At 67.2% G+C, this 19,890-nt stretch carries 16 protein-coding genes; 14 read left to right on the top strand and 2 right to left on the bottom strand.

Going from position 1 to position 19,890, the window contains the following annotated elements:
* Positions 1-304 precede the first annotated feature (304 nt).
* The 4 genes from L810_RS36925 to L810_RS36910 all read left to right on the top strand — a co-directional run bounded on the left by L810_RS36925 (position 305) and on the right by L810_RS36910 (position 4,493).
* A complete protein-coding gene (locus L810_RS36925) occupies positions 305-727 on the top strand; it encodes a rubrerythrin family protein (protein ID WP_006497294.1) in 423 nt (140 codons plus the stop codon).
* A 119-nt stretch (positions 728-846) separates the two neighbouring features.
* Positions 847-2,184, top strand: a complete 1,338-nt coding sequence (locus L810_RS36920) for a heterodisulfide reductase-related iron-sulfur binding cluster (RefSeq protein WP_021163255.1) — start codon at positions 847-849, stop codon at positions 2,182-2,184.
* Between the two features lie 31 nt (positions 2,185-2,215).
* The gene (locus L810_RS36915; RefSeq protein WP_021163254.1) at positions 2,216-2,797 is read left to right on the top strand and encodes a DUF3501 family protein; all 582 of its coding nucleotides are present in this window, start codon (positions 2,216-2,218) and stop codon (positions 2,795-2,797) included.
* A 754-nt stretch (positions 2,798-3,551) separates the two neighbouring features.
* On the top strand, positions 3,552-4,493 hold the full coding sequence (locus L810_RS36910) for a transposase (RefSeq protein ID WP_021163253.1): 942 nt from the start codon (positions 3,552-3,554) through the stop codon (positions 4,491-4,493).
* 124 nt (positions 4,494-4,617) lie between these two features.
* On the opposite strand, the gene L810_RS36905 is transcribed toward L810_RS36910, so the two are convergent.
* Positions 4,618-6,144 (bottom strand): mannose-1-phosphate guanylyltransferase/mannose-6-phosphate isomerase, encoded by a 1,527-nt coding sequence (locus tag L810_RS36905; RefSeq protein WP_021163252.1) that lies wholly within the window; start codon positions 6,142-6,144, stop codon positions 4,618-4,620.
* A 428-nt stretch (positions 6,145-6,572) separates the two neighbouring features.
* Here L810_RS36905 and L810_RS36900 point away from each other — a divergent pair, with 428 nt between their 5' ends.
* From L810_RS36900 to L810_RS36855, 10 genes are all read left to right on the top strand, one after another.
* Positions 6,573-7,946, top strand: coding sequence for an undecaprenyl-phosphate glucose phosphotransferase (locus L810_RS36900; RefSeq protein WP_042977761.1), 1,374 nt, complete (start codon positions 6,573-6,575; stop codon positions 7,944-7,946).
* A 73-nt stretch (positions 7,947-8,019) separates the two neighbouring features.
* On the top strand, positions 8,020-9,432 hold the full coding sequence (locus tag L810_RS36895) for a UDP-glucose dehydrogenase family protein (protein ID WP_042977760.1): 1,413 nt from the start codon (positions 8,020-8,022) through the stop codon (positions 9,430-9,432).
* Between the two features lie 30 nt (positions 9,433-9,462).
* Entirely contained in the window at positions 9,463-9,906 is a 444-nt protein-coding gene (locus L810_RS36890; RefSeq protein ID WP_021163251.1) for a low molecular weight protein-tyrosine-phosphatase, read from the top strand.
* Entirely contained in the window at positions 9,900-11,078 is a 1,179-nt protein-coding gene (locus L810_RS36885) for a polysaccharide biosynthesis/export family protein (RefSeq protein WP_021163250.1), read from the top strand. Before L810_RS36890 ends, L810_RS36885 begins: the two co-directional genes overlap by 7 nt.
* Positions 11,079-11,128: 50 nt before the next feature.
* Positions 11,129-13,354 (top strand): polysaccharide biosynthesis tyrosine autokinase, encoded by a 2,226-nt coding sequence (locus L810_RS36880; RefSeq protein ID WP_021163249.1) that lies wholly within the window; start codon positions 11,129-11,131, stop codon positions 13,352-13,354.
* A gap of 64 nt (positions 13,355-13,418) precedes the next feature.
* Entirely contained in the window at positions 13,419-14,378 is a 960-nt protein-coding gene (locus tag L810_RS36875; protein ID WP_021163248.1) for a glycosyltransferase family 2 protein, read from the top strand.
* Positions 14,379-14,427: 49 nt separating this feature from the next.
* The gene (locus L810_RS36870) at positions 14,428-15,564 is read left to right on the top strand and encodes a glycosyltransferase family 4 protein (RefSeq protein ID WP_021163247.1); all 1,137 of its coding nucleotides are present in this window, start codon (positions 14,428-14,430) and stop codon (positions 15,562-15,564) included.
* Between the two features lie 10 nt (positions 15,565-15,574).
* Positions 15,575-17,041 carry an O-antigen ligase family protein gene (locus L810_RS36865; protein ID WP_021163246.1) on the top strand — a complete coding sequence of 489 codons (1,467 nt, stop codon included), beginning with the start codon at positions 15,575-15,577 and terminating at the stop codon, positions 17,039-17,041.
* Complete coding sequence (locus tag L810_RS36860; RefSeq protein ID WP_042977758.1) at positions 17,038-18,222, top strand: glycosyltransferase family 4 protein; 1,185 nt, start codon at positions 17,038-17,040, stop codon at positions 18,220-18,222. Before L810_RS36865 ends, L810_RS36860 begins: the two co-directional genes overlap by 4 nt.
* Entirely contained in the window at positions 18,222-19,388 is a 1,167-nt protein-coding gene (locus L810_RS36855) for a glycosyltransferase family 4 protein (RefSeq protein ID WP_027791034.1), read from the top strand. The genes L810_RS36860 and L810_RS36855 overlap by 1 nt, the downstream gene beginning before the upstream one ends.
* A gap of 130 nt (positions 19,389-19,518) precedes the next feature.
* Here L810_RS36855 and L810_RS36850 read toward each other — a convergent pair.
* Positions 19,519-19,890, bottom strand: a 372-nt coding sequence (locus L810_RS36850) for an MFS transporter (protein WP_042977754.1), incomplete at its 5' end; no start/stop codon positions are given.

The following is a 19,890-nucleotide window of genomic DNA, read 5'->3' as shown; positions in this document are numbered from 1 at the left end:
ACGCACACGCACACGCACACGCGCACCGGACACCGGACACCGGACACCGGACACCGGACACCGGACACCGGACACCGGAGACCGTACCCCGCGCGCCACCCGCCACCCGCCACCCGGCAACGCATCCCGCCCCGCCGCGCAACGCGCCGACTATCGTCCGGATTGAAAAAGCCTATTGGGGGATGCGAACTCGAGCGCCTAGATTGAAGAGCACGATACGCGCGCCGCGACGCACGCATCGTTCCCCACATACCTGATCGGCCCGGCTTCGCACGCGGCCGCGCCGACTCGAACGGAGGCGCAAATGGCTCAACTCAAGGGCAGCAAAACCGAAGAGAACCTGAAGGCCGCATTCGCGGGCGAATCGCAGGCGAACCGGCGTTATCTGTATTTCGCTTCGAAGGCTGACGTCGAAGGCCAGAACGACGTCGCCGCGCTGTTCCGCTCGACCGCCGAAGGCGAAACCGGCCATGCGCACGGCCATCTCGAATACCTGGAAGCCGTCGGCGATCCGGCAACGGGCTTGCCGTTCGGTTCCTCGCGACTGAATCTCGAATCGGCGATCGCCGGCGAAACGCACGAATACACGGACATGTATCCGGGCATGGCGAAGACGGCGCGCGACGAGGGCTTCGACGAAATCGCGAACTGGTTCGAGACGCTCGCGAAGGCCGAACGCAGCCACGCGAACCGCTATACGAAGGCGCTGGACAGTCTCGTCGACTGACGGGCCGCCGCGGGCCGCACGGCAGGCCGTGCGACCGGCAAGCGGCCGGCTGTTCGTTCATCGCTGCCCGCATCGCGCGGGCGGCGCTGGCGCGCATGCGCGCCACGCTGGAGCGCCCCATGCCCCACAAGGAAGGCAGTCTCGAAGCCCCGACCCGGCATCCGCTCGACTGGCAGTCCGATGCGTTCTACGACCAGGCCGCGATCGACGCGGAAATGACGCGCGTGTTCGACATCTGTGCCGGATGCCGGCGCTGCGTGTCGCTGTGCGGCGCGTTTCCGACGCTGTTCGACCTGGTCGACGACACGCCGATGGGCGATATCGAGGAAGTGCCGAAGGCGGCGTTCGGCAAGGTCGTCGACCAGTGCTACCTGTGCGACCTCTGCTACATGACGAAATGCCCGTACGTGCCGCCGCACGCATGGAACGTCGACTTCCCGCACCTGATGCTGCGCGGCAAGGCCGCGCGCTACAAGCGCGGCGAAGCGACGTTGCGCGACAAGGTGCTGTCGAACACCGACGCGCTCGGTCACTTTGCCGGCATTCCGATCGTCACGCAGGCGGTGAACGCGGTGAACCGTACGCCGCCCGCGCGTCATGCGCTCGAAGCGACGCTCGGCGTCGATCGCCATGCGTGGCTGCCGGAATTCGCGCCGCGCAAGTTCCGGCGCGCGGCGAAACCGTCGGACGGCCTGCCCGTGCGCGACGGCGAACGCACGCCCGGCAAGGTCGCGATCTACGCGACCTGCTACGTGAATTTCAACGAGCCGGGCATCGGCCACGACCTGCTCGCGATCCTCGCGCACAACGACATCCCTTACGAGCTCGTCACGCGCGAAGCCTGCTGCGGAATGCCGCTGCTCGAGCAGGGCAATCTCGCCGGCGTGGCCGCGAAGAAGGACGTGAACCTGCCCGTGCTCGAGCGCTATGCGCGCGAAGGTTATGCACTGATCGGCGCGATTCCGAGCTGCGTGCTGATGTACAAGAGCGAACTGCCGCTGATGTTCCCCGGCGACGACGCGGTGCGCGCGGTGGCCGACGCATTCTGGGATCCGTTCGAATACGTGATCGCGCGGCATCGCGACGGGTTGCTGAAGACCGATTTCAAGACGGGCCTCGGCACCGTGTCGTATCACGTGCCGTGCCATGCGCGCGTGCAGAACATCGGTCGCAAGACGGCCGACGCGCTGTCGCTCGTGCCCGATACGCGCGTGAACGTCGTCGAGCGCTGCTCGGGCCACGCGGGCACGTTCGGCGTGAAAAAGGAGTTTCATGCGGACGCGATGCGGATCGGCGGCCCCGTGTTCAAGGCGATGGCCGAGCCGCAGCCGGATTTCGTGTCGTCGGACTGCGCGCTGGCCGGCCATCACATCGTGCAGGGCATCGACGAGAACGGGCTGCCGTCCGCGCCGCTCGCGCATCCGCTCACGCTGCTGCGCCGCGCATACGGCATCTGAGCCGCCGCCGGCCGACCCACGAGGACATCCCATGACGTTGACCCGCGACTCCCTGCTGACGCTCGAAGCGTACGCGAAGATCCGCAAGGCCGAACACGCGCGGCTCGTCGCGTACAAGCGCCGCCGCGCGGTAGCCCTCGGCAACCACCTGCGCTTCCTGTTCGAGGACGAGACGACGATCCGCTATCAGATCCAGGAGATGCTGCACATCGAGAAGATCTTCGACCAGGCCGGCATCGAAGGGGAGCTGGAAGCGTATCTGCCGCTCGTGCCCGACGGCACGAACCTGAAGGCGACGATGCAGATCGAGTATGAGCACGAGGTCGAACGGCGGGCGGCGCTCGCGCGGCTGATCGGTGTCGAGGATCGCGTGTACCTGCAGGTCGACGGCCACGCGCGCATTTATGCGATCGCCGACGAGGATCTCGAGCGCGACAACGCCGAGAAGACGTCGGCCGTGCACTTCTTGCGCTTCGAGCTCGACGCGCCGATGCGCGCGGCGCTCAAGGGCGGGGCGGCGCTGTCGATCGGCTGCGATCACCCGGCCTACACGATGCCGGCGCAGCGCGTGGACGCTGACGTGACCGCATCGCTGGCCGGCGATCTGCGCTGACGCATCCGCGGCACGTCAGCGGCGCTTCCGGCACGTCCGGTGCGTCCCGCGCACCGGTTTCCATTTTTCCGTTCCGACCCGAAACGCGATCTCCGCACGCGATGCGGTGCGTATCGCTCGCCTGCCGCCGCGAAGATGTAACAGGCGTCACGAACTTGCATCCAGCGAAAGACGTGCATCGCGCGTCACCGTGCTTTCATCACTCGCAGAGAAACAATAAAAAGATTGTGCACGGAGATAATTAAAATCGGCGAAATTTGAATGATTTACCGATTCGTGAATATCTTGTTACGCTTTTTTCCCTGATTTACCGATGTTGGGAAGCAATGCGCGGGATTGTTGCCGGCAGGGGGCGGAGCGGCCCGAAAATGCCCATTCGCGGGCATTCTTCATACGCTGGAGAGCCCCGCCAGACGGGCCTTTGCAGCGTCGGGCATAAAGATCCCGCAAAAAAATTCAAGCATAAATACATTACGCACCCTTGGCAGGTTGTTTCAGTGCGTAACATTAAGTCATTGTCATATTGAGATAAACCCTAGGGATGGTATGCTTCGTGCACAAAAATTCCCACATTGGAGTGAGACCGTGATTTGTGCGCCATTGCCGGGAATGGCGGCACCGTGAAAGTGCGGTGTCGCACCGGCATGCACAACACCGGATAAGCATAATGTGCAACCTGGCCGCCCCGCGACGCGATGTGTCGCGATGGCGCCGCCAATCGCAGCCCCGGCCTGGCTGCGTGGAGAGATCTACTATGTTCTTCGATGAGCTTACCGATGAAGAGTGGTTTCGTCTTTCAACGCTGATCGCCGATGAACCCATCCGGCTGAACCGTCGTGGGCGTCCGCGTGCCGAACCGCGCGTCGTCGCCAACGCGGTGCTCTGGATCCTGACGACCGGTGAAGCCTGGTCGAAGCTGCCCGGTCGTTACCCGTCCGGGCCGACGTGCCGTCGCCGTTACGAGGAATGGCTGGCGTCCGGCACGCTGCTGCAGATGATCGACGTGCTGACCCAGTTCAGCGGGCGCACGTTCGCGTATATCCCGCCGCCGCCGGTGCCGGTCGTGCCCGCACGCCGTGCCGAGCCCGTGCCCGACAACGATCGCTTGCGCGGCGTGTTCTGGCAAAACCCCGAGTCGTGGCAATTGCCGGTCGCGCACGCAAACGTTTGGGATGGCGAAGGCGCGTCGCAGTCGTCCATCCAGGACGACGCCGAAGCGCGGCCGTCCGACGCGTCGTTCGTGGTGCCGGGCGCGCGGTCGGTGGAGTTGCGCCATGCGCGTGCGTCGTCGGCGAGCTTCGCCGCGGCCGAACCGCAAGTCGACGAGTATCGCGGTTATACGATCCGCGGCATCGCGCAGCCCGTGCAGAACCTGATGTATCGCGCGTGGGCCGAGATCTCGCAGGACGAGCGGCGCGTCGAGCGTTCGGGCCTGATCGGCCCGCGCTTCACCGATGCCGAGGAAGCCGAGCAGTTCGCGCTCGACTGGGCACGTCAGTGGATCGATCGCCATGGCGCGAGCGACGAACCGGCACGCGCGCCGCAAGGCGAGGTGCTGGCCGGCCTGTCCGCGCTCGCGCGTGCGGAGTCGGACATCAAGCGCTTCATCGCCGAGCGTCACACGAGCGCGCTGTCCGAAAGCCGCAACGATCCGGTGCAGCAGGAGCGTCGCGAATACGTGTACCGCGTGGGCTGATCGCCGCACCGGTGAAACGGGCGGGCCGTCGTGTGCCACGACGCCCGCTCGGAAGCCTCGTCTTTCCATGCCTGCATCGCCCGGGGCGCCGCCGTCGAAGCGGCGCCCCGGGCGTGTACGTGTGTTACTGGCGGCCGTAGGTATCGTCGAAGCGGACGATGTCGTCCTCGCCGAGATACGCACCCGACTGCACTTCGATCAGCTCGAGCGGCATCTTGCCCGGGTTCTCGAGGCGATGCGACACGCCGAGCGGGATGTACGTCGATTCGTTTTCGGACAGCAGGAACGTTTCGTCGCCGCGCGTGATGCGCGCGGTGCCGCGCACGACGATCCAGTGTTCGGCGCGGTGGTGGTGCATCTGCAGCGACAGCCGCGCACCCGGTTTCACGACGATGCGTTTCACCTGGAAGCGTTCGCCCATGTCGACCGAGTCGTAGTGGCCCCACGGGCGATGCACCTTGCGGTGATCGGACGCTTCCGCGCCGCGTTGCGCCTTGATGCGCCCGACGATTTTCTTCACGTCCTGCACGCGCGACTTGTCCGCGACGAGCACGGCGTCGGGGGTTTCGACGACGACGAGGTTCTGCGTGCCGACGCAGGCGACGAGCCGGCTTTCCGAATGCGCGAACGTCGATTCCGCGTCTTCGAGCAGCACGTGGCCGCGGCCGACGTTGCCGGCTTCGTCCTTCTCCGAGATCTGCCAGATCGCATCCCACGAGCCGACGTCCGACCAGCCCGCGTCGAGCGGCACGACGACGCTCTCGCACAGTTGCGGCAGGCTCGCGAGCGGCTCCATCACCGCGTAGTCGATCGAGTTCGACGGCGACGCGGCGAATGCGTCGCGATCGACGCGGAAGAAATCGCCATCGGCCTTGCCCTGGGCGACGGCCTGTTCGCAGGCCGCGTAGATCGCGGGTTCGAGCTGGCGGATCGCCTTCAGCCACACCGATGCGCGCACGATGAAGATCCCGCTGTTCCACCAGTATTCGCCCGATGCGACGTACTGCTGAGCGAGTTCGAGATGCGGTTTCTCGACGAAACGATCGAGGCGGCGCACGTCGAGGCTGCCCGTCGCGGCGTCGCCGAGCGGCGCGCCGACGCGGATGTAGCCGTAGCCGGTTTCCGCGTGCTTGGGCACGATGCCCATCGTCGCGATCCGGCCTTGCTTCGCGCAGTGCACGCCGGCCGCGACCGCGGCGTGAAAGCGCGGCAGGTCGGCCACCGCATGGTCGGCCGGCATCACGGTCATGATCGCGTCGGTGCCGTCGGCGACGAGCCGCAGCGCGGCGAGCGTCAGCGCGGGCGCGGTGTCGCGGGCGATCGGCTCGAGCATGATCGACGCGGACTTGCCGGTCAGGCGCAGCTGTTCGGCGGTCGTGAAGCGGTGATCCTCGCCGCATACGATCAGCACGTCGTCGGTCAGCGGATGATCGCCCGCCAGGCCGTCGAGGCGCAGCGCGGTCGACTGCAGCAACGAATGTTCGCCGAGCAAGCCGATCAGCTGTTTCGGAAAGCGCTCGCGCGACATCGGCCACAGGCGCGTGCCGGAGCCGCCGGCGAGAATCACCGGTTGCACGGCGACGCGCGTGCCGGCGGCGGGTGCGGCGGAAGGGGAATGGCGCGTTTCGGCAGCCACGGCCGGAGCATTCATGTTGACACTCTCCACGGTTGAAGTCAGTGCCTGCCGTTGTAGCATGAAGTAAATCGACAATAAAACCGGGCCGATTGCCTGATATTCGCCGGGCATTCACCGGGAAGAATTTTCCTCGCCAGCATCCGGTGCAAATAAAAAAGTAAAAAATAAATCGGTGAATCGGCTGGTGTTGACCGTCCGCAAAGGGTGAGCGGAAACCGTAAAGCTTCCGAAAAATTCCCGATTCGTGATCATTTCGGGAAAAGCTGCCGATTTAATTCAAAAACTACGCAGCAAGAATTTCCGATTATTTTTCGAAATACTTGTGCGCTTGAGGCGGAATTTTCTTACCGCTTCAATAGCGTCATGCAACGTTTGAATCGAATGTGCGGCACGGGTCGCACGAGGAGCTGTTCGGCAAACGCCTGTTCAAAGAGGAAGCAGACATGTTGAGCGTGCTGGCGAGAGTCATCGATATCGCGATGGTCGTAGCGGGGGCGCTGATCGCCGCCGCACTGCACGGCGGCAGCATCTGGCTCAACGACCTGCAGCGCACGACGGTGCTGTTCGACTGCCTGCTCGTCGTCGTGTTCTTTCCGGCCATCGGCATTTACCAGTCGTGGCGCGGCAAACGTCTCGTCGGGCTGGTGGGCCGGGTTGCGTTCGCCTGGCTCGTGGTCGAGCTCGCGGGCATCCTGATGAGCTTCAGCTTCCATCAGTCGGGCGACCTGTCGCGGCTGTGGCTGGGTTACTGGGCGCTCGTGACGATGGCGCTGCTCGCCGGCTCGAAAGCCTGCGTGCACGTCGTGCTGCGGCAGCTGCGCCGCGGCGGCTACAACCTGAAGGCGGTCGCGATCGTCGGCGGTACGCCGGCGGCGCGGCGGCTGATCGCGCAGATGCGGGCGCGGCCGGAAGCCGGTTTCAACCCGGTGTGCGTCTACGACGAAAGCGAAGCGCCGGGCGAGGTCGCGCTCGACGACGTGCGCATCGAGCGGCAGTTCGAATCGCTGGTGTGGCTGGTGCGCAGCCGCGCGATCAGCGAGCTGTGGCTCACGCTGCCGATCACGGAGGAACGCCGGATTCACCAGATCGTGACCGTGTTCCGCCACGACTTCGTCAACATCCGCTTCATCCCGGACGTGCGCACGCTGTCGTTCTTCAACCAGGAAGTGGTCGAGGTGCTCGGCGTGCCGGCGATCAACCTCGCGGCGTCGCCGATCACCGACGTGCGGATCCTGCCGAAGTTCGTGTTCGACCGGCTGTTCGCGCTGGCCGCACTCACCGCGCTTGCGCCGGTGATGGTGGTGATCGCCGGCCTGATCAAGCTGACGTCGCGCGGGCCGGTGTTCTTCCGCCAGAAGCGCAAGGGCATCGACGGGCACGAGTTCGAGATCTACAAGTTCCGCTCGATGAAGGTGCACCAGGAAGTGGCCGGGCAGGTCACGCAGGCGACCAAGAACGACTCGCGCGTGACGCCGGTCGGCCGGTTCCTGCGCCGCACGAGCCTCGACGAGCTGCCGCAGTTCATCAACGTATTGAAGGGCGAGATGTCGGTCGTCGGCCCGCGCCCGCATGCGCTCGCGCACGACGACATCTACAAGGATCTCGTCAAGGGCTACATGTTCCGCTACCGGATCAAGCCGGGCATCACCGGCTGGGCGCAGATCAACGGCTTTCGCGGCGAGACCGACCAGATCGAGAAGATGATGGGACGCGTGAAGCTCGATCTGTACTACATGCAGAACTGGTCGTTCTGGCTCGACATCAAGATCGTCGTGCTGACGCTCTGGAAAGGCTTCACCGGCAGCAACGCGTACTGAGTACCGAGGCCGCGCCACGCAGGCATCGCGGTTTTACGAATTTCGAATCATTGGTCAAGAGGTCCGACACATCATGAATCTGACTATCATCGGCAGCGGTTACGTAGGTCTTGTCACCGGCGCCTGTCTCGCCGACATCGGGCACGACGTGTTCTGTCTCGACGTCGACCAGGCAAAGATCGACATCCTGAACAACGGCGGCGTGCCGATCCACGAGCCGGGCCTCAAGGAAGTGATCGCGCGCAACCGCTCGGCGGGCCGCCTGCGCTTCTCGACCGATATCGAGGCCGCGGTCGCGCACGGCGACGTGCAGTTCATCGCGGTCGGCACGCCGCCCGACGAGGACGGATCGGCCGACCTGCAATACGTGCTCGCGGCGGCGCGCAACATCGGCCGCTACATGACCGGCTTCAAGGTGATCGTCGACAAGTCGACGGTACCGGTCGGCACGGCCGAGCGCGTGCGCGCGGCGGTGGCGGAAGAACTCGCGAAGCGCGGCGGCGACCAGATGTTCTCGGTCGTGTCGAATCCGGAATTCCTGAAGGAAGGCGCGGCGGTCGACGATTTCACGCGGCCGGACCGCATCGTGATCGGCTGCGACGACGACGTGCCGGGCGAGCGCGCGCGCGAGCTGATGAAGAAGCTCTATGCGCCGTTCAACCGCAACCACGAACGCACGCTGTACATGGACGTGCGCTCGGCCGAGTTCACGAAATACGCGGCGAACGCGATGCTCGCGACCCGCATCTCGTTCATGAACGAGCTGGCGAACCTCGCCGACCGTTTCGGCGCGGACATCGAGGCCGTGCGCCGCGGGATCGGCTCCGATCCGCGCATCGGCTATCACTTCCTGTATGCCGGCTGCGGCTACGGCGGCTCGTGCTTCCCGAAGGACGTCGAGGCGCTGATCCGCACGGCCGACGAGCACGGGCAGGCACTGCAGATCCTGAAGGCCGTGTCGTCGGTCAACGCCACGCAAAAGCGCGTGCTCGCCGAGAAGATCGTCGCCCGCTTCGGCGAGGACCTGACCGGCCGCACGTTCGCGATTTGGGGCCTCGCGTTCAAGCCGAACACCGACGACATGCGCGAAGCGCCGAGCCGCGAGCTGATCGCCGAGCTGCTGTCGCGCGGGGCGCGCGTCGCCGCGTACGACCCGGTCGCGCAGCAGGAAGCGCGCCGCGTGATCGCGCTCGATCTCGCCGATCACCCGAGCTGGCTCGAGCGCCTGAGCTTCGTCGACGACGAGGCGCAGGCCGCACGCGATGCCGACGCACTCGTGATCGTCACCGAATGGAAGATCTTCAAGAGCCCCGACTTCGTCGCGCTCGGCCGCCTGTGGAAAGCGCCGGTGATCTTCGACGGCCGCAACCTGTACGAGCCGGAGACGATGAGCGAGCAGGGCATCGAATACCACCCGATCGGCCGGCCGGGCTCGCGCCAGGCCGTCGCCGCGCGTGTGCCGGGCACCGCGCCGGCGAGCGCGTAACCCGTTTCCCGTCACTCGTTACGAGACGCCATGTTCCGGAACATCCTGATCGTCTGTCACGCGAACGTCTGCCGCAGCCCGGCGGCGGAAATGCTGTTCAAGTCGCACGCCGCGTCGCGCGGCGGCCCGCGCCCGACGTTCCATTCGGCCGGCGTGCATGCGAACGACGGCGACGGCATCGATCCGGTGATGCGGCAGCTGCTCGCCGAGCGGGGCGTCGATGCGACGACCCACCGCTCGCGGCGGCTGTCGCGCCGGATCGTGCGCGACGCCGACCTGATTCTCGTCAGCGAGCGCGGACAGATCGCGGCCGTCGAACAGGTCGATCCGTTCGCGCGCGGCAAGGTCCACCTGCTCGGCAAGTGGGAAGGGGCCGAGATTGCCGACCCGCACGGCGGCCCCGAGGCCGATTACCGCGAGAGCTACTCACTGATCGAACGTCTGGTTCAAGGATGGCTACAGAAACTATGCTGAAACGCCCGATGCGCCCGGTGGCGCTTGCCGTCGCGCTGACGACCTTCCTGTCAGCCTGTGCAACCGCGCCCGGCAACTACCTCGACTCGTCGAACCTGAAGGACGAAGGCCGGCAGCAAGCGGCCGAGACCTATCCGGTTCATTACATCGACGCCAAAGTGGTGATGGACCAGCTGCAGAAAGCGCAGGTCGATCATCCGCTGCCGCCCGGACGCTATACCGATCCGTCGCAATACGTGTACCGCATCGGGCCGCAGGACATCCTCGGCGTCACCGTCTGGGACCACCCGGAGCTGACGACGCCGCAGGGCCAGTCGTTCTCGAGCGGCGGCAACACGACGCAGACGATCGCGGGCGCGCTGCAGCAACCCTATTCGTCGTCGCTGCCGGGCCAGGCCGATCCTTATGGCCAGACGGTGGCCGCCGACGGCACGATCTTCTTCCCGTTCGTCGGCCGCATCCACGTGGCGGGCAAGACGATCGCGCAGACCCGTGACGAGCTGGCCACGCGACTCGCGCGTTATGTGAAGAATCCGCAGCTCGACGTGCGCGTGCTGTCGTTCCGCAGCCAGAAGGTGCAGGTGACCGGCGAGGTGAAGACGCCGGGCCCGCTCGCGATGAGCGACGTGCCGCTGACGCTGGTCGACGCGATCTCGCGTTCGGGCGGCTCGACGACCGATGCCGATCTGCAGCGCGTGCGCCTGACGCGCGACGGCAAGCTCTACACGCTCGACGCGAACGGCGTGCTCGACCGCGGCGACGTGCGGCAGAACGTGATGCTGCAGCAGGGCGACATCATCAACGTGCCGGACCGCAGCGACAGCCGCGTGTTCATCATGGGCGAGGTCAAGACGCCGGTCACGGTGCCGATGCTCAAGGGCAAGCTGACCATCGCCGACGCGTTGACGGCCGGCGGCGGCATCCTCGACACCGATGCGAACCCGCGCAAGATCTACGTGATGCGCGGCATGCGCGACAACCCGACGAAGCCTGAAGTGTTCCGTCTCGACATGACGCAGCCCGATGCGCTGATGCTGTCGAGCCGCTTCCCGCTTCAGCCGCTCGACGTGGTCTACGTCAGCACGGCCAGCTCGGTGCAGTTCAACCGTGTGCTGCAGCAGGTGTTGCCGACGATCCAGACGATCTTCTACATGCGGCAAATCACGCGCTGATAGCCCGCCGGGGCGGCACCTCCGCCCCGGCACCACTCAAGCGGGAACGAATGGTGAACACGCAAGCGAAACACTCCTACGCGGATCTGTCCGTGAAAACCGAGGAAGAGGACGTCGTCCTCGGCCAGTTGCTCCAGGTGATCATGGACGACATCTGGCTGCTGCTCGGCATCGCGGTGACGGTCGTCGCGCTCGCCGGCCTCTACTGCTACGTCGCGAAGCCGGTGTACCAGGCCGACGTGCACGTGCGGGTCGAGAGCAACGACAACACGTCGCAGGCGCTCACGCAGACGCAGACCGGCGCGACGATCAACAGCGGTCCGCAGCAGGCGCAGACCGACGCGGAAATCGAGATCATCAAGAGCCGCGGCGTCGTCGCGCCGGTGGTCGACCAGTTCAAGCTGAATTTCTCGGTCGTGCCGAAGACGCTGCCGCTGATCGGCAGCCTCGCCGCGCGTGTCGCGACACCGGGCACGCCGTCGCGGCCGTGGCTCGGCCTGAAATCGTATGCATGGGGCGGTGAAGTCGCCGACGTCGATTCGATCAGCGTCGTGCCCGCGCTCGAAGGCAAGAAGCTGACGCTGACGGCCGGCCCGAACGGCACCTATTCGCTCGTCGACCAGAACGGCACGCGGCTGCTGTCGGGCCAGGTCGGCGAATCGACGCAGGGCGGCGGCGTGACGCTGCTCGTGTCGAAGCTCGTCGCGCGCCCCGGCACGCAGTTCACGGTGGTCCGCTACAACGATCTCGACGCGATCAGCGGGTTCCAGGCCGGCATCCAGGTGACCGAGCAGGGCAAGCAGACGGGCGTCGTGCAGATCTCGCTCGAAGGCAAGGACCCGGACCAGACCGCCGCGATCGCGAACGCGCTCGCGCAGTCGTACCTGAACCAGCACGTGGTCGCGAAGCAGGCCGAAGCGACCAAGATGCTCGACTTCCTGAAGGGCGAGGAACCGCGCCTGAAGGCCGACCTCGAACGGGCGGAAGCCGCGCTGACGCAGTACCAGCGCACGTCGGGCTCGATCAACGCGAGCGACGAGGCGAAGGTCTACCTCGAGGGCAGCGTGCAGTACGAGCAGCAGATCGCCGCGCAGCGCCTGCAGCTCGCGTCGCTCGCGCAGCGCTTCACCGATTCGCACCCGATGGTGATCGCCGCGAAGCAGCAGCTCGCCGAGCTGCAGGGCGAGAAGGACAAGTTCAGCAACCGCTTCCGCAGCCTGCCGGCCACCGAAGTGAAGGCCGTCCAGCTGCAGCGCGACGCGAAGGTCGCCGAGGACATCTACGTGCTGCTGCTGAACCGCGTGCAGGAGCTGTCGGTGCAGAAGGCCGGCACGGGCGGCAACATCCACCTCGTCGACTCCGCGCTGCGTCCGGGCGACCCGGTCAAGCCGAAGAAGGTGCTGATCCTGTCGGCCGCGGTGTTCCTCGGGCTGATCCTCGGCACCGGCGTCGTGTTCCTGCGCCGCAACCTGTTCCAGGGCATCGAGGACCCCGACCGCATCGAGCGCACGTTCAACCTGCCGCTGTACGGGCTGGTGCCGCAAAGCGCCGAACAGGTGAAGCTCGACGCGGCGGCCGAGAAGGGCGGCAGCCGCACACGGCCGATCCTCGCGAGCCTGCGTCCGAAGGATCTGAGCGTCGAGAGCCTGCGCAGCCTGCGCACCGCGATGCAGTTCGCGATGATGGACGCGAAGAACCGCGTGATCGTGCTGACGGGCCCGACGCCCGGCATCGGCAAGAGCTTCCTGACGGTCAACCTCGCGGTGCTGCTCGCGCATTCGGGCAAGCGCGTGCTGCTGATCGACGCCGACATGCGCCGCGGCCTGCTCGACCGCTACTTCGGCCTCACCTCGCAGCCGGGCCTGTCCGAGCTGCTGAGCGACCAGTCGGCGCTCGAGGACGCGGTGCGCGAGACGCCGGTGCAGGGCCTGTCGTTCATCTCGGCCGGCACGCGCCCGCCGAACCCGTCGGAGCTGCTGATGTCGACGCGCCTGCCGCAATACCTCGAAGGCCTCGGCAAGCGCTACGACGTCGTGCTGATCGATTCGCCGCCGGTGCTGGCGGTGACCGACGCGACCATCATCGGCCGCATGGCCGGCTCGACGTTCCTCGTGCTGCGCTCGGGCATGCATACCGAAGGCGAGATCGCCGACGCGATCAAGCGCCTGCGTACCGCGGGCGTCGATCTGGAAGGCGGGATCTTCAACGGTGTGCCGCCGAAAGCGCGCGGCTACGGCCGCGGTTATGCGGCCGTGCATGAATACCTGAGCGCCTGATCCGAATCGCACGTAACCGGGCGGGCCGCGCGTGCCGCCTGCCCGGTCGACAGGAGAACCAACGATGAAAATTTCCGTGCTCGTTCCGACCTATCGGCGCCCCGCCGACCTCGCGCGCTGCCTGCTGGCGCTGCAGCGGCAGCAGCGGCTGCCCGACGAGGTGATCGTCGTCGCGCGCCCGGAGGACGATGCCACGCACGAACGGCTCGCCGATCCGGCGGTCGGCGGCGCGCTGCCGCTGCGCATCGTGCCGGTCGATGTGCCGGGCCAGGTCGCCGCGCTGAACAAGGGGCTCGACTCGGCGAACGGCGACATCGTCGCGATCACCGACGACGACGCGGCGCCCCATCCCGACTGGCTCGCCCGCGTCGAGTCGGCGTTCGAGGCCGACCCGCGCGTGGGCGCGGTCGGCGGGCGCGACTGGGTGCACGAGAAGGGCCGCGTGCTCGACGAATCGCGCGAGCTCGTCGGCCAGCTCACGCTGTCCGGCAAGATCGTCGGCAACCATCACCTCGGCGTCGGCGGCATGCGCGAAGTCGACATGCTGAAAGGCGCGAACATGAGCTACCGCCGCGCCGCGATCGAGCGGCTGCGCTTCGACACGCGGCTGCGCGGCGCCGGTGCGCAGGTGCACAACGACATGGGTTTCAGCATGCACGTGCAGCGCAACGGCTGGAAGCTCGTCTACGACCCGGCGATCGCGGTCGATCATTTTCCGGCGGAACGCTTCGACGACGACCGGCGCGATGCCGCGTCGCTGAATGCGATCAGCAACGGCGCATACAACCTGCACCTGATCCTGCGCGAGCACCTGCCGCCCGTGCGGCGCGAAATCGCGTGGTGGTGGTGGACGCTGGTCGGTACGCGCGTCTACCCGGGCCTCGCGCACGTGCTGCTGTCGCTGCATACGGCGAAGCGCGAGCGGATCCGCGAGCACTGGCGCGCGGTGCGCCGCGGCGCGCGCGATGCCCGCCGCGCGAACCTTGCCCCCCACCGTGCGGCGATGCCGCCGGTGACGTCTTGAACGAGCCGCGCGCGCAACGCCGCGCGGCCGAACCCGGAGAAGGGCTCGAATGACTGCAACCAAGGTTCATGTCCATCTGTTCCACGGCGCCGATCCGCGTACCTACCGGAAAGGCGAGAACATCGGCTGCCTGTACGGTTATCACCACGCCGAATCCGACGAATTCCGGCTGACCTATTCGCAGGACGGCGGCGAGAGCCGCGTCGCCAGCCTCGCGCGCCGCGCGCTGAAGGCGGCGCTCGGCTTCGACGTCGTGCATGCATGGCGCAACCGTGCCGCGCTGCTGAACACCGACGTGATCTGGACGCACACGGAGCAGGAGCACCTTGCGGCGTCGCTGATCCTGAAGCTGGCCGGCGAGCAGGGCAAACGTCCGCTGCTGCTCGCGCAGAGCGTGTGGCTGTTCGACAAGTGGGGCAGCTTCGGCGGCCCGCGCCGCTGGCTGTACCGCAAGCTGATCGCGCGCGCCGACGCGCTGACCACGCTGGCCCGCGACAACGCCGACCTGTGCCGCCGTTATCTCGGCCGCGAAGCCGAGTTCGTCTACTACGGGCTGAACACGCAGGATTTCCCGATCGTCGAGCCGCAGCAATGGCAACCGAACCGGCCGCTGCGGATCGCGGCGATCGGCAACGACCGCGACCGCGACTGGCGCACGTTCCTCGCCGCGTTCGGCGGCGATGCGCGCTACGACGTGCGGCTGGCCACCCGGCGCCGCGTGCCGCGCGAGTGGCATGCGCCGAACGTGAAGATCGGCTCGGCGTCGGGGCTCGCGAAGCAGCATGAACTGTACGCATGGGCCGACGTGATCGTCGTGCCGCTGCGGCCGAATTTCCACGCGTCGGGCATCACCGTGATGCTCGAGGCGGCCGCGGTCGGCAAGCCGATGATCGTGTCCGACGTCGGCGGCCTCAGCGACTACTTCCCGCACGATACGGCCGCCTACGTGCCGGCCTTCGACGCGCAGGCGATGCGCCAGGCCGCCGATCGCTTCGCGGCCGATCCGGTCGCGGCGCTGGGCTGCGCGCGCGCCGCCGCCGCGTGCCTGCGCGAGCGCGACCTGACCACGCAGGCGTTCGCCGAGCAGCACGTGCGGATCACGCGCGACATGCTGCGCCGGCGCCGGACGCCGGCGGCGGCGGGCCTCGCGATGCCGCTCGCGGATTCGCGTCCGTCGTCGCGGTGAGAGCGGATCGATGAGTACGATTGCCGCCGAACGCGCACCGTCGCGCCACCGCAGCTGGCTGCCCGAGCGGAAGCACTGGGTCGGGCAGGCCGGGCTGTGGTCCTTCACCGCCGCGCTGATTGCCATTCACCAGGGCAAGGTGCTGACGCTCGCGTTTCCGGTGCTGGCCATCGCGGTCGGCGTCTGGCTGTATTTCAAGAGTCCGGCGCGCTACGTCGGCTTCATGTGGTGGGTGTGGTTCCTGAGCCCGGAAGTGCGGCGTCTCGCCGACTGGTCGAAGGGCGCGTTCACGCCGACGAGCCTGATCCAGGTCGCGCCGCTCGCGGTGACGATGATCGCCGGCCTGGGCTTGATCCGGCATTACCGCGTGCTCGCGCAGCGGCGCGGAATCCCGATCCTGCTGATGCTGTTCGGGCTCGCGTACGCGTACCTCGTCGGGATCGTGTCGAGCGGCGTGATGGCCGCGACCTACGACCTCGCGAACTGGGTGTACCCGGTGCTGATCGGTTTTCACATCATGGTCAACGCCCGCGACTATCCCGAATACCGCGACGTGCTGCTGTCCACGTTCATGTGGGGCATGCTCGTGATGGGCCTGTACGGCGTCGTGCAGTACTTCGTGATGCCGCAGTGGGACGTGCTGTGGATGATCGGCTCCGACATGGGTTCGCAGGGCGAGCCGGTGCCGTACGGCGTGCGCGTGTTCAGCACGATGAATTCGTCCGGGCCGTTCGCGTTCGCGATCATGGGCGCGCTGGTGTTCGTGTTCGCCGCGCCGCAGAAGATCCGCTGGTTCGCGGGCGCGGCCGGCTTCGTGTCGTTCGCGCTGTGTCTCGTGCGTTCGACCTGGGGCGGCTGGGTGATCGCGCTCGCGATCCAGCTCGTGCAGTCGAGCAACCGCGTGCGGATGCGGATCCTGATCAGCGGCGTCGTGCTGGTCGGGCTGTGCGTGCCGCTCCTGACCGTCGGGCCGGTGGCCGACCGTCTCGGCGCGCGTCTGCAGTCGATCACGAACCTGAAGGACGACCGCAGCTACGACGACCGCAACAAGTTCTACGCCACCTTCGCGCAGACGGCGTTCACCGACGTCGCCGGCGAGGGGATGGGCGCGACGGGTGCATCCACGAAGCTGTCGAGCGACAGCGGCGAGCTCGGCAAGTACGGCAGCTTCGACAGCGGCGTGATGAACGTGCCGTTCGTGCTCGGCTGGCCCGGCACGCTGCTGTATCTCTCCGGCGTCGTGATGCTGTTCGGCCGCACGCTGCGCGCGGCATTCAAGCTGCGCAACGACAAGTTCGTCGGTGCATGCCTGAGCCTGTGCCTGTCGACCTTCGCGATGCTCGTGTTCACGAACTCGCTGATCGGCACGGGCGGTCTGCTGATGTTCACAGCCATTTTTTCGATACTAGCCGCGGCGCACTGGCAAAAGGCACAACGCCTGCTGGCCGCCGCGCATTCACGGGGAGGCGACCATTGAGAATCGCGATCGTCACGCACGTCGTGCGACATAACGACGGCCAGGGCCGTGTCAATTACGAAATCGCGCGCGCGGCGCTGGCCGAGAACTACGAGGTCACGCTGGTCGCGTCGCACGTCGCGCCCGAGCTGCTGGACGACCCGCGCGTGCGCTGGGTGCCGGTGAAGGTCGGCGGCTTCTGGCCGTCGAATCTCGTCAAGCAGCAGGTGTTCGCGCTGAAGAGCGCGGCCTGGCTGCGCGCGCACCGCAGCGAATACGACGTGCTGCACGTGAACGGCTTCATCTCGTGGATCAAGGCCGACGTCAATACCGCGCACTTCGTGCACGGCGGCTGGTTCAAGAGTCCGTACTATCCGTTCGGGCCGACGAAGGGGCTGTGGTCGGCCTATCAGTATGTCTATACGCGCGTGAACACCACGCTCGAGCGCTGGGCGTACAAGCGGTCGCGCGCGATCACCGCCGTGTCGCAGAAGGTGGCCGACGAGATCGCCGGGCTCGGCATCGACAGCCGCAAGATCAGCGTGATCTACAACGGCGTCGACGGCAGCGCGTTCGCCGGTGCGCAGGCCGACCGTGCGGCGTTCAAGCTGCCGGACGACGCGTTCCTGCTGCTGTTCGTCGGCGACCTGCGCACGCCGCGCAAGAACCTCGGCACGGTGCTGAAGGCGCTGACGAAGCTGCCCGCGAACGTGCACCTGGCGGTGGCCGGTTATCTGCCCGGCAGCCCGTATCCGGAAGAGGCGCGCGCGCTCGGCATCGATGCGCGCGTGCATTTCCTCGGCCTCGTGAAAAACATGCCGACGCTGATGCGCTCGGTCGACGCCTACGTGTTCCCGTCGCGCTACGAAGCGATGAGCCTGTCGCTGCTGGAAGCGATGGCGGCCGGGCTGCCGGTCGTCACCGCGCGTACGGCGGGCGGCGCGGAAATCATCACGCGCGAATGCGGGATCGTGCTGGAGGACCCGGACGATCCAGCCGCGCTCGCGCAGGCGATCGGCTCGCTCGCGGCGTCGCGTGACACGTGCCGCGCGATGGGCGACGCGGCCCGCGAATTGATGACCCGTTTCGGCTGGGCGCACATGGGCGCCCAGTATGTCGCGCTCTACCGGCGCATCGGCCAACCCACGCAGCCGTCCGCCTTCGAGCGGGTCGAGCATGCAGTGACGCAGGAGCAATCGTAATGTCCCACTCTTCCCGGCCGATCAAATCGTTGCAGATCGGCATGCACTGGTTCCCCGAACGCGCGGGCGGCCTCGACCGGATGTACTACTCGCTCGTCGGCGCGCTGCCGGGCGCGGGCGTCGAGGTGCGCGGGCTCGTCGCCGGCTCGCAGAAGGTCGCCGACGACACGGGCGGCGCGATCCAGGGCTTCGGCCCCGCATCCGAGCCGCTCGCGCGCCGCATGCTCGCCGCGCGGCGCGCGCTGCGCGAGGAGATCCGCAGCGAGCGGCCGGACGTGATCTCGTCGCACTTCGCGCTGTACACGTTCCCGGGCCTCGACGTCACGCGCGGGATTCCGCAGGTGTCGCACTTCCAGGGGCCGTGGGCCGACGAAAGCCAGGTCGAGGGCGCCGCGTCGCTCGGCCAGCGCGCGAAGCGTTATCTCGAGCAGGCCGTCTATACGCGTTCGTCGCGGCTGATCGTGCTGTCGCAGGCGTTCGGCCAGATCCTGACGAACCGCTACGGGATCGATCCGTCGCGTGTGCGCGTGATTCCCGGTTGCGTCGATACTGCGCAGTTCGACACGCCGCTCACGCCCGCCGAGGCGCGGCACAAGCTGCAACTGCCGCAGGACCGGCCGATCGTGCTGGCCGTGCGCCGGCTCGTGCGGCGCATGGGGCTGGAGGACCTGATCGACGCGATCGGCCTCCTCAAGCACCGTCACCCGGACGTGCTGCTGCTGATCGCCGGCAAGGGCAAGATCGGCGAGGAACTGCAGCAGCGCATCGATGCGGCAGGCCTGCAGGACAACGTGAAGCTGCTCGGCTTCGTGCCGGACAACCATCTCGCCGCGCTGTACCGCGCGGCGACGGTCAGCGTCGTGCCGACGGTCGCGCTCGAAGGCTTCGGGCTGATCACCGTCGAATCGCTCGCGTCCGGCACGCCCGTGCTGGTCACGCCGGTCGGCGGGCTGCCGGAGGCGGTGGCCGGGCTGTCCGACGATCTCGTGCTGCCGTCCACCGGCGCGGACGCGATCGCGGAAGGGCTCGGTGCCGCGCTGTCGGGCGCGATCACGCTGCCCGACGAGGCCGCGTGCAAGCGCTATGCACGCGATCATTTCGACAACGCGGTGATCGCGCGGCGCGTGGCCGGCGTGTACGAAGAGGCGATCCGGGCGGCAGGTTGAGCGCCCGTGGCGCGCAATCGGCGCGCCGAACGGGAAGCCGAACCGGCGCGCATGCGCGGCCGGTTCGCGTGCCGGCCGCCTGCGCAGGGCCGGCTCGTTCTCCCTATCCGATGCGCGACGCCGGCACGCGTCACGTGCGCCTGAGCGTCGCGGCCCAGACGCCGAGCGCCGCCACGCTCACGACCGCGCCGAGCACGCAGACGCCCGTCCATCCGGCGCGCGCATACATCATCGTCGATGCAATCGCGCCGAGCCCGCTGCCGGCCGAATAGAACAGCATGTAGCAGCCGACGAGGCGCGCGTGCGCATCGGGCCGCGTGCCGAGGATCATGCTCTGGTTGACGACGTGGACGGCCTGCCCGCCGACGTCGAGCAGCACGATGCCGACCACCAGCCATGCAATCGACGAATCGCCGAACGCGAGCGGCAGCCACGAGCACGCGAGCAGCGCGAGCGCGGCGCCGGTCGTCGCTTCGCCGCGCCCGCGATCCGCGAGCCGGCC

Source organism: Burkholderia sp. AU4i (genome assembly GCF_000466765.1).
Classification (GTDB): domain Bacteria; phylum Pseudomonadota; class Gammaproteobacteria; order Burkholderiales; family Burkholderiaceae; genus Burkholderia; species Burkholderia cepacia.
The sequence above is the reverse complement of the archived record's forward strand: the minus strand, read 5'-3'. Positions and strand labels throughout refer to the sequence as shown.

Bases quoted from the DNA above. Each gene is read 5' to 3' on its own strand.
- L810_RS36915 (WP_021163254.1), top strand. From the start codon at position 2,216: ATGACGTTGACCCGCGACTCCCTGCTGACGCTCGAAGCGTACGCGAAG.
- L810_RS36905 (WP_021163252.1), bottom strand. From the start codon at position 6,144: ATGAATGCTCCGGCCGTGGCTGCCGAAACGCGCCATTCCCCTTCCGCC.
- L810_RS36895 (WP_042977760.1), top strand. From the start codon at position 8,020: ATGAATCTGACTATCATCGGCAGCGGTTACGTAGGTCTTGTCACCGGC.
- L810_RS36920 (WP_021163255.1), top strand. From the start codon at position 847: ATGCCCCACAAGGAAGGCAGTCTCGAAGCCCCGACCCGGCATCCGCTC.
- L810_RS36875 (WP_021163248.1), top strand. From the start codon at position 13,419: ATGAAAATTTCCGTGCTCGTTCCGACCTATCGGCGCCCCGCCGACCTC.
- L810_RS36880 (WP_021163249.1), top strand. From the start codon at position 11,129: ATGGTGAACACGCAAGCGAAACACTCCTACGCGGATCTGTCCGTGAAA.
- L810_RS36910 (WP_021163253.1), top strand. From the start codon at position 3,552: ATGTTCTTCGATGAGCTTACCGATGAAGAGTGGTTTCGTCTTTCAACG.
- L810_RS36885 (WP_021163250.1), top strand. From the start codon at position 9,900: ATGCTGAAACGCCCGATGCGCCCGGTGGCGCTTGCCGTCGCGCTGACG.
- L810_RS36855 (WP_027791034.1), top strand. From the start codon at position 18,222: ATGTCCCACTCTTCCCGGCCGATCAAATCGTTGCAGATCGGCATGCAC.
- L810_RS36865 (WP_021163246.1), top strand. From the start codon at position 15,575: ATGAGTACGATTGCCGCCGAACGCGCACCGTCGCGCCACCGCAGCTGG.
- L810_RS36925 (WP_006497294.1), top strand. From the start codon at position 305: ATGGCTCAACTCAAGGGCAGCAAAACCGAAGAGAACCTGAAGGCCGCA.
- L810_RS36890 (WP_021163251.1), top strand. From the start codon at position 9,463: ATGTTCCGGAACATCCTGATCGTCTGTCACGCGAACGTCTGCCGCAGC.
- L810_RS36870 (WP_021163247.1), top strand. From the start codon at position 14,428: ATGACTGCAACCAAGGTTCATGTCCATCTGTTCCACGGCGCCGATCCG.
- L810_RS36900 (WP_042977761.1), top strand. From the start codon at position 6,573: ATGTTGAGCGTGCTGGCGAGAGTCATCGATATCGCGATGGTCGTAGCG.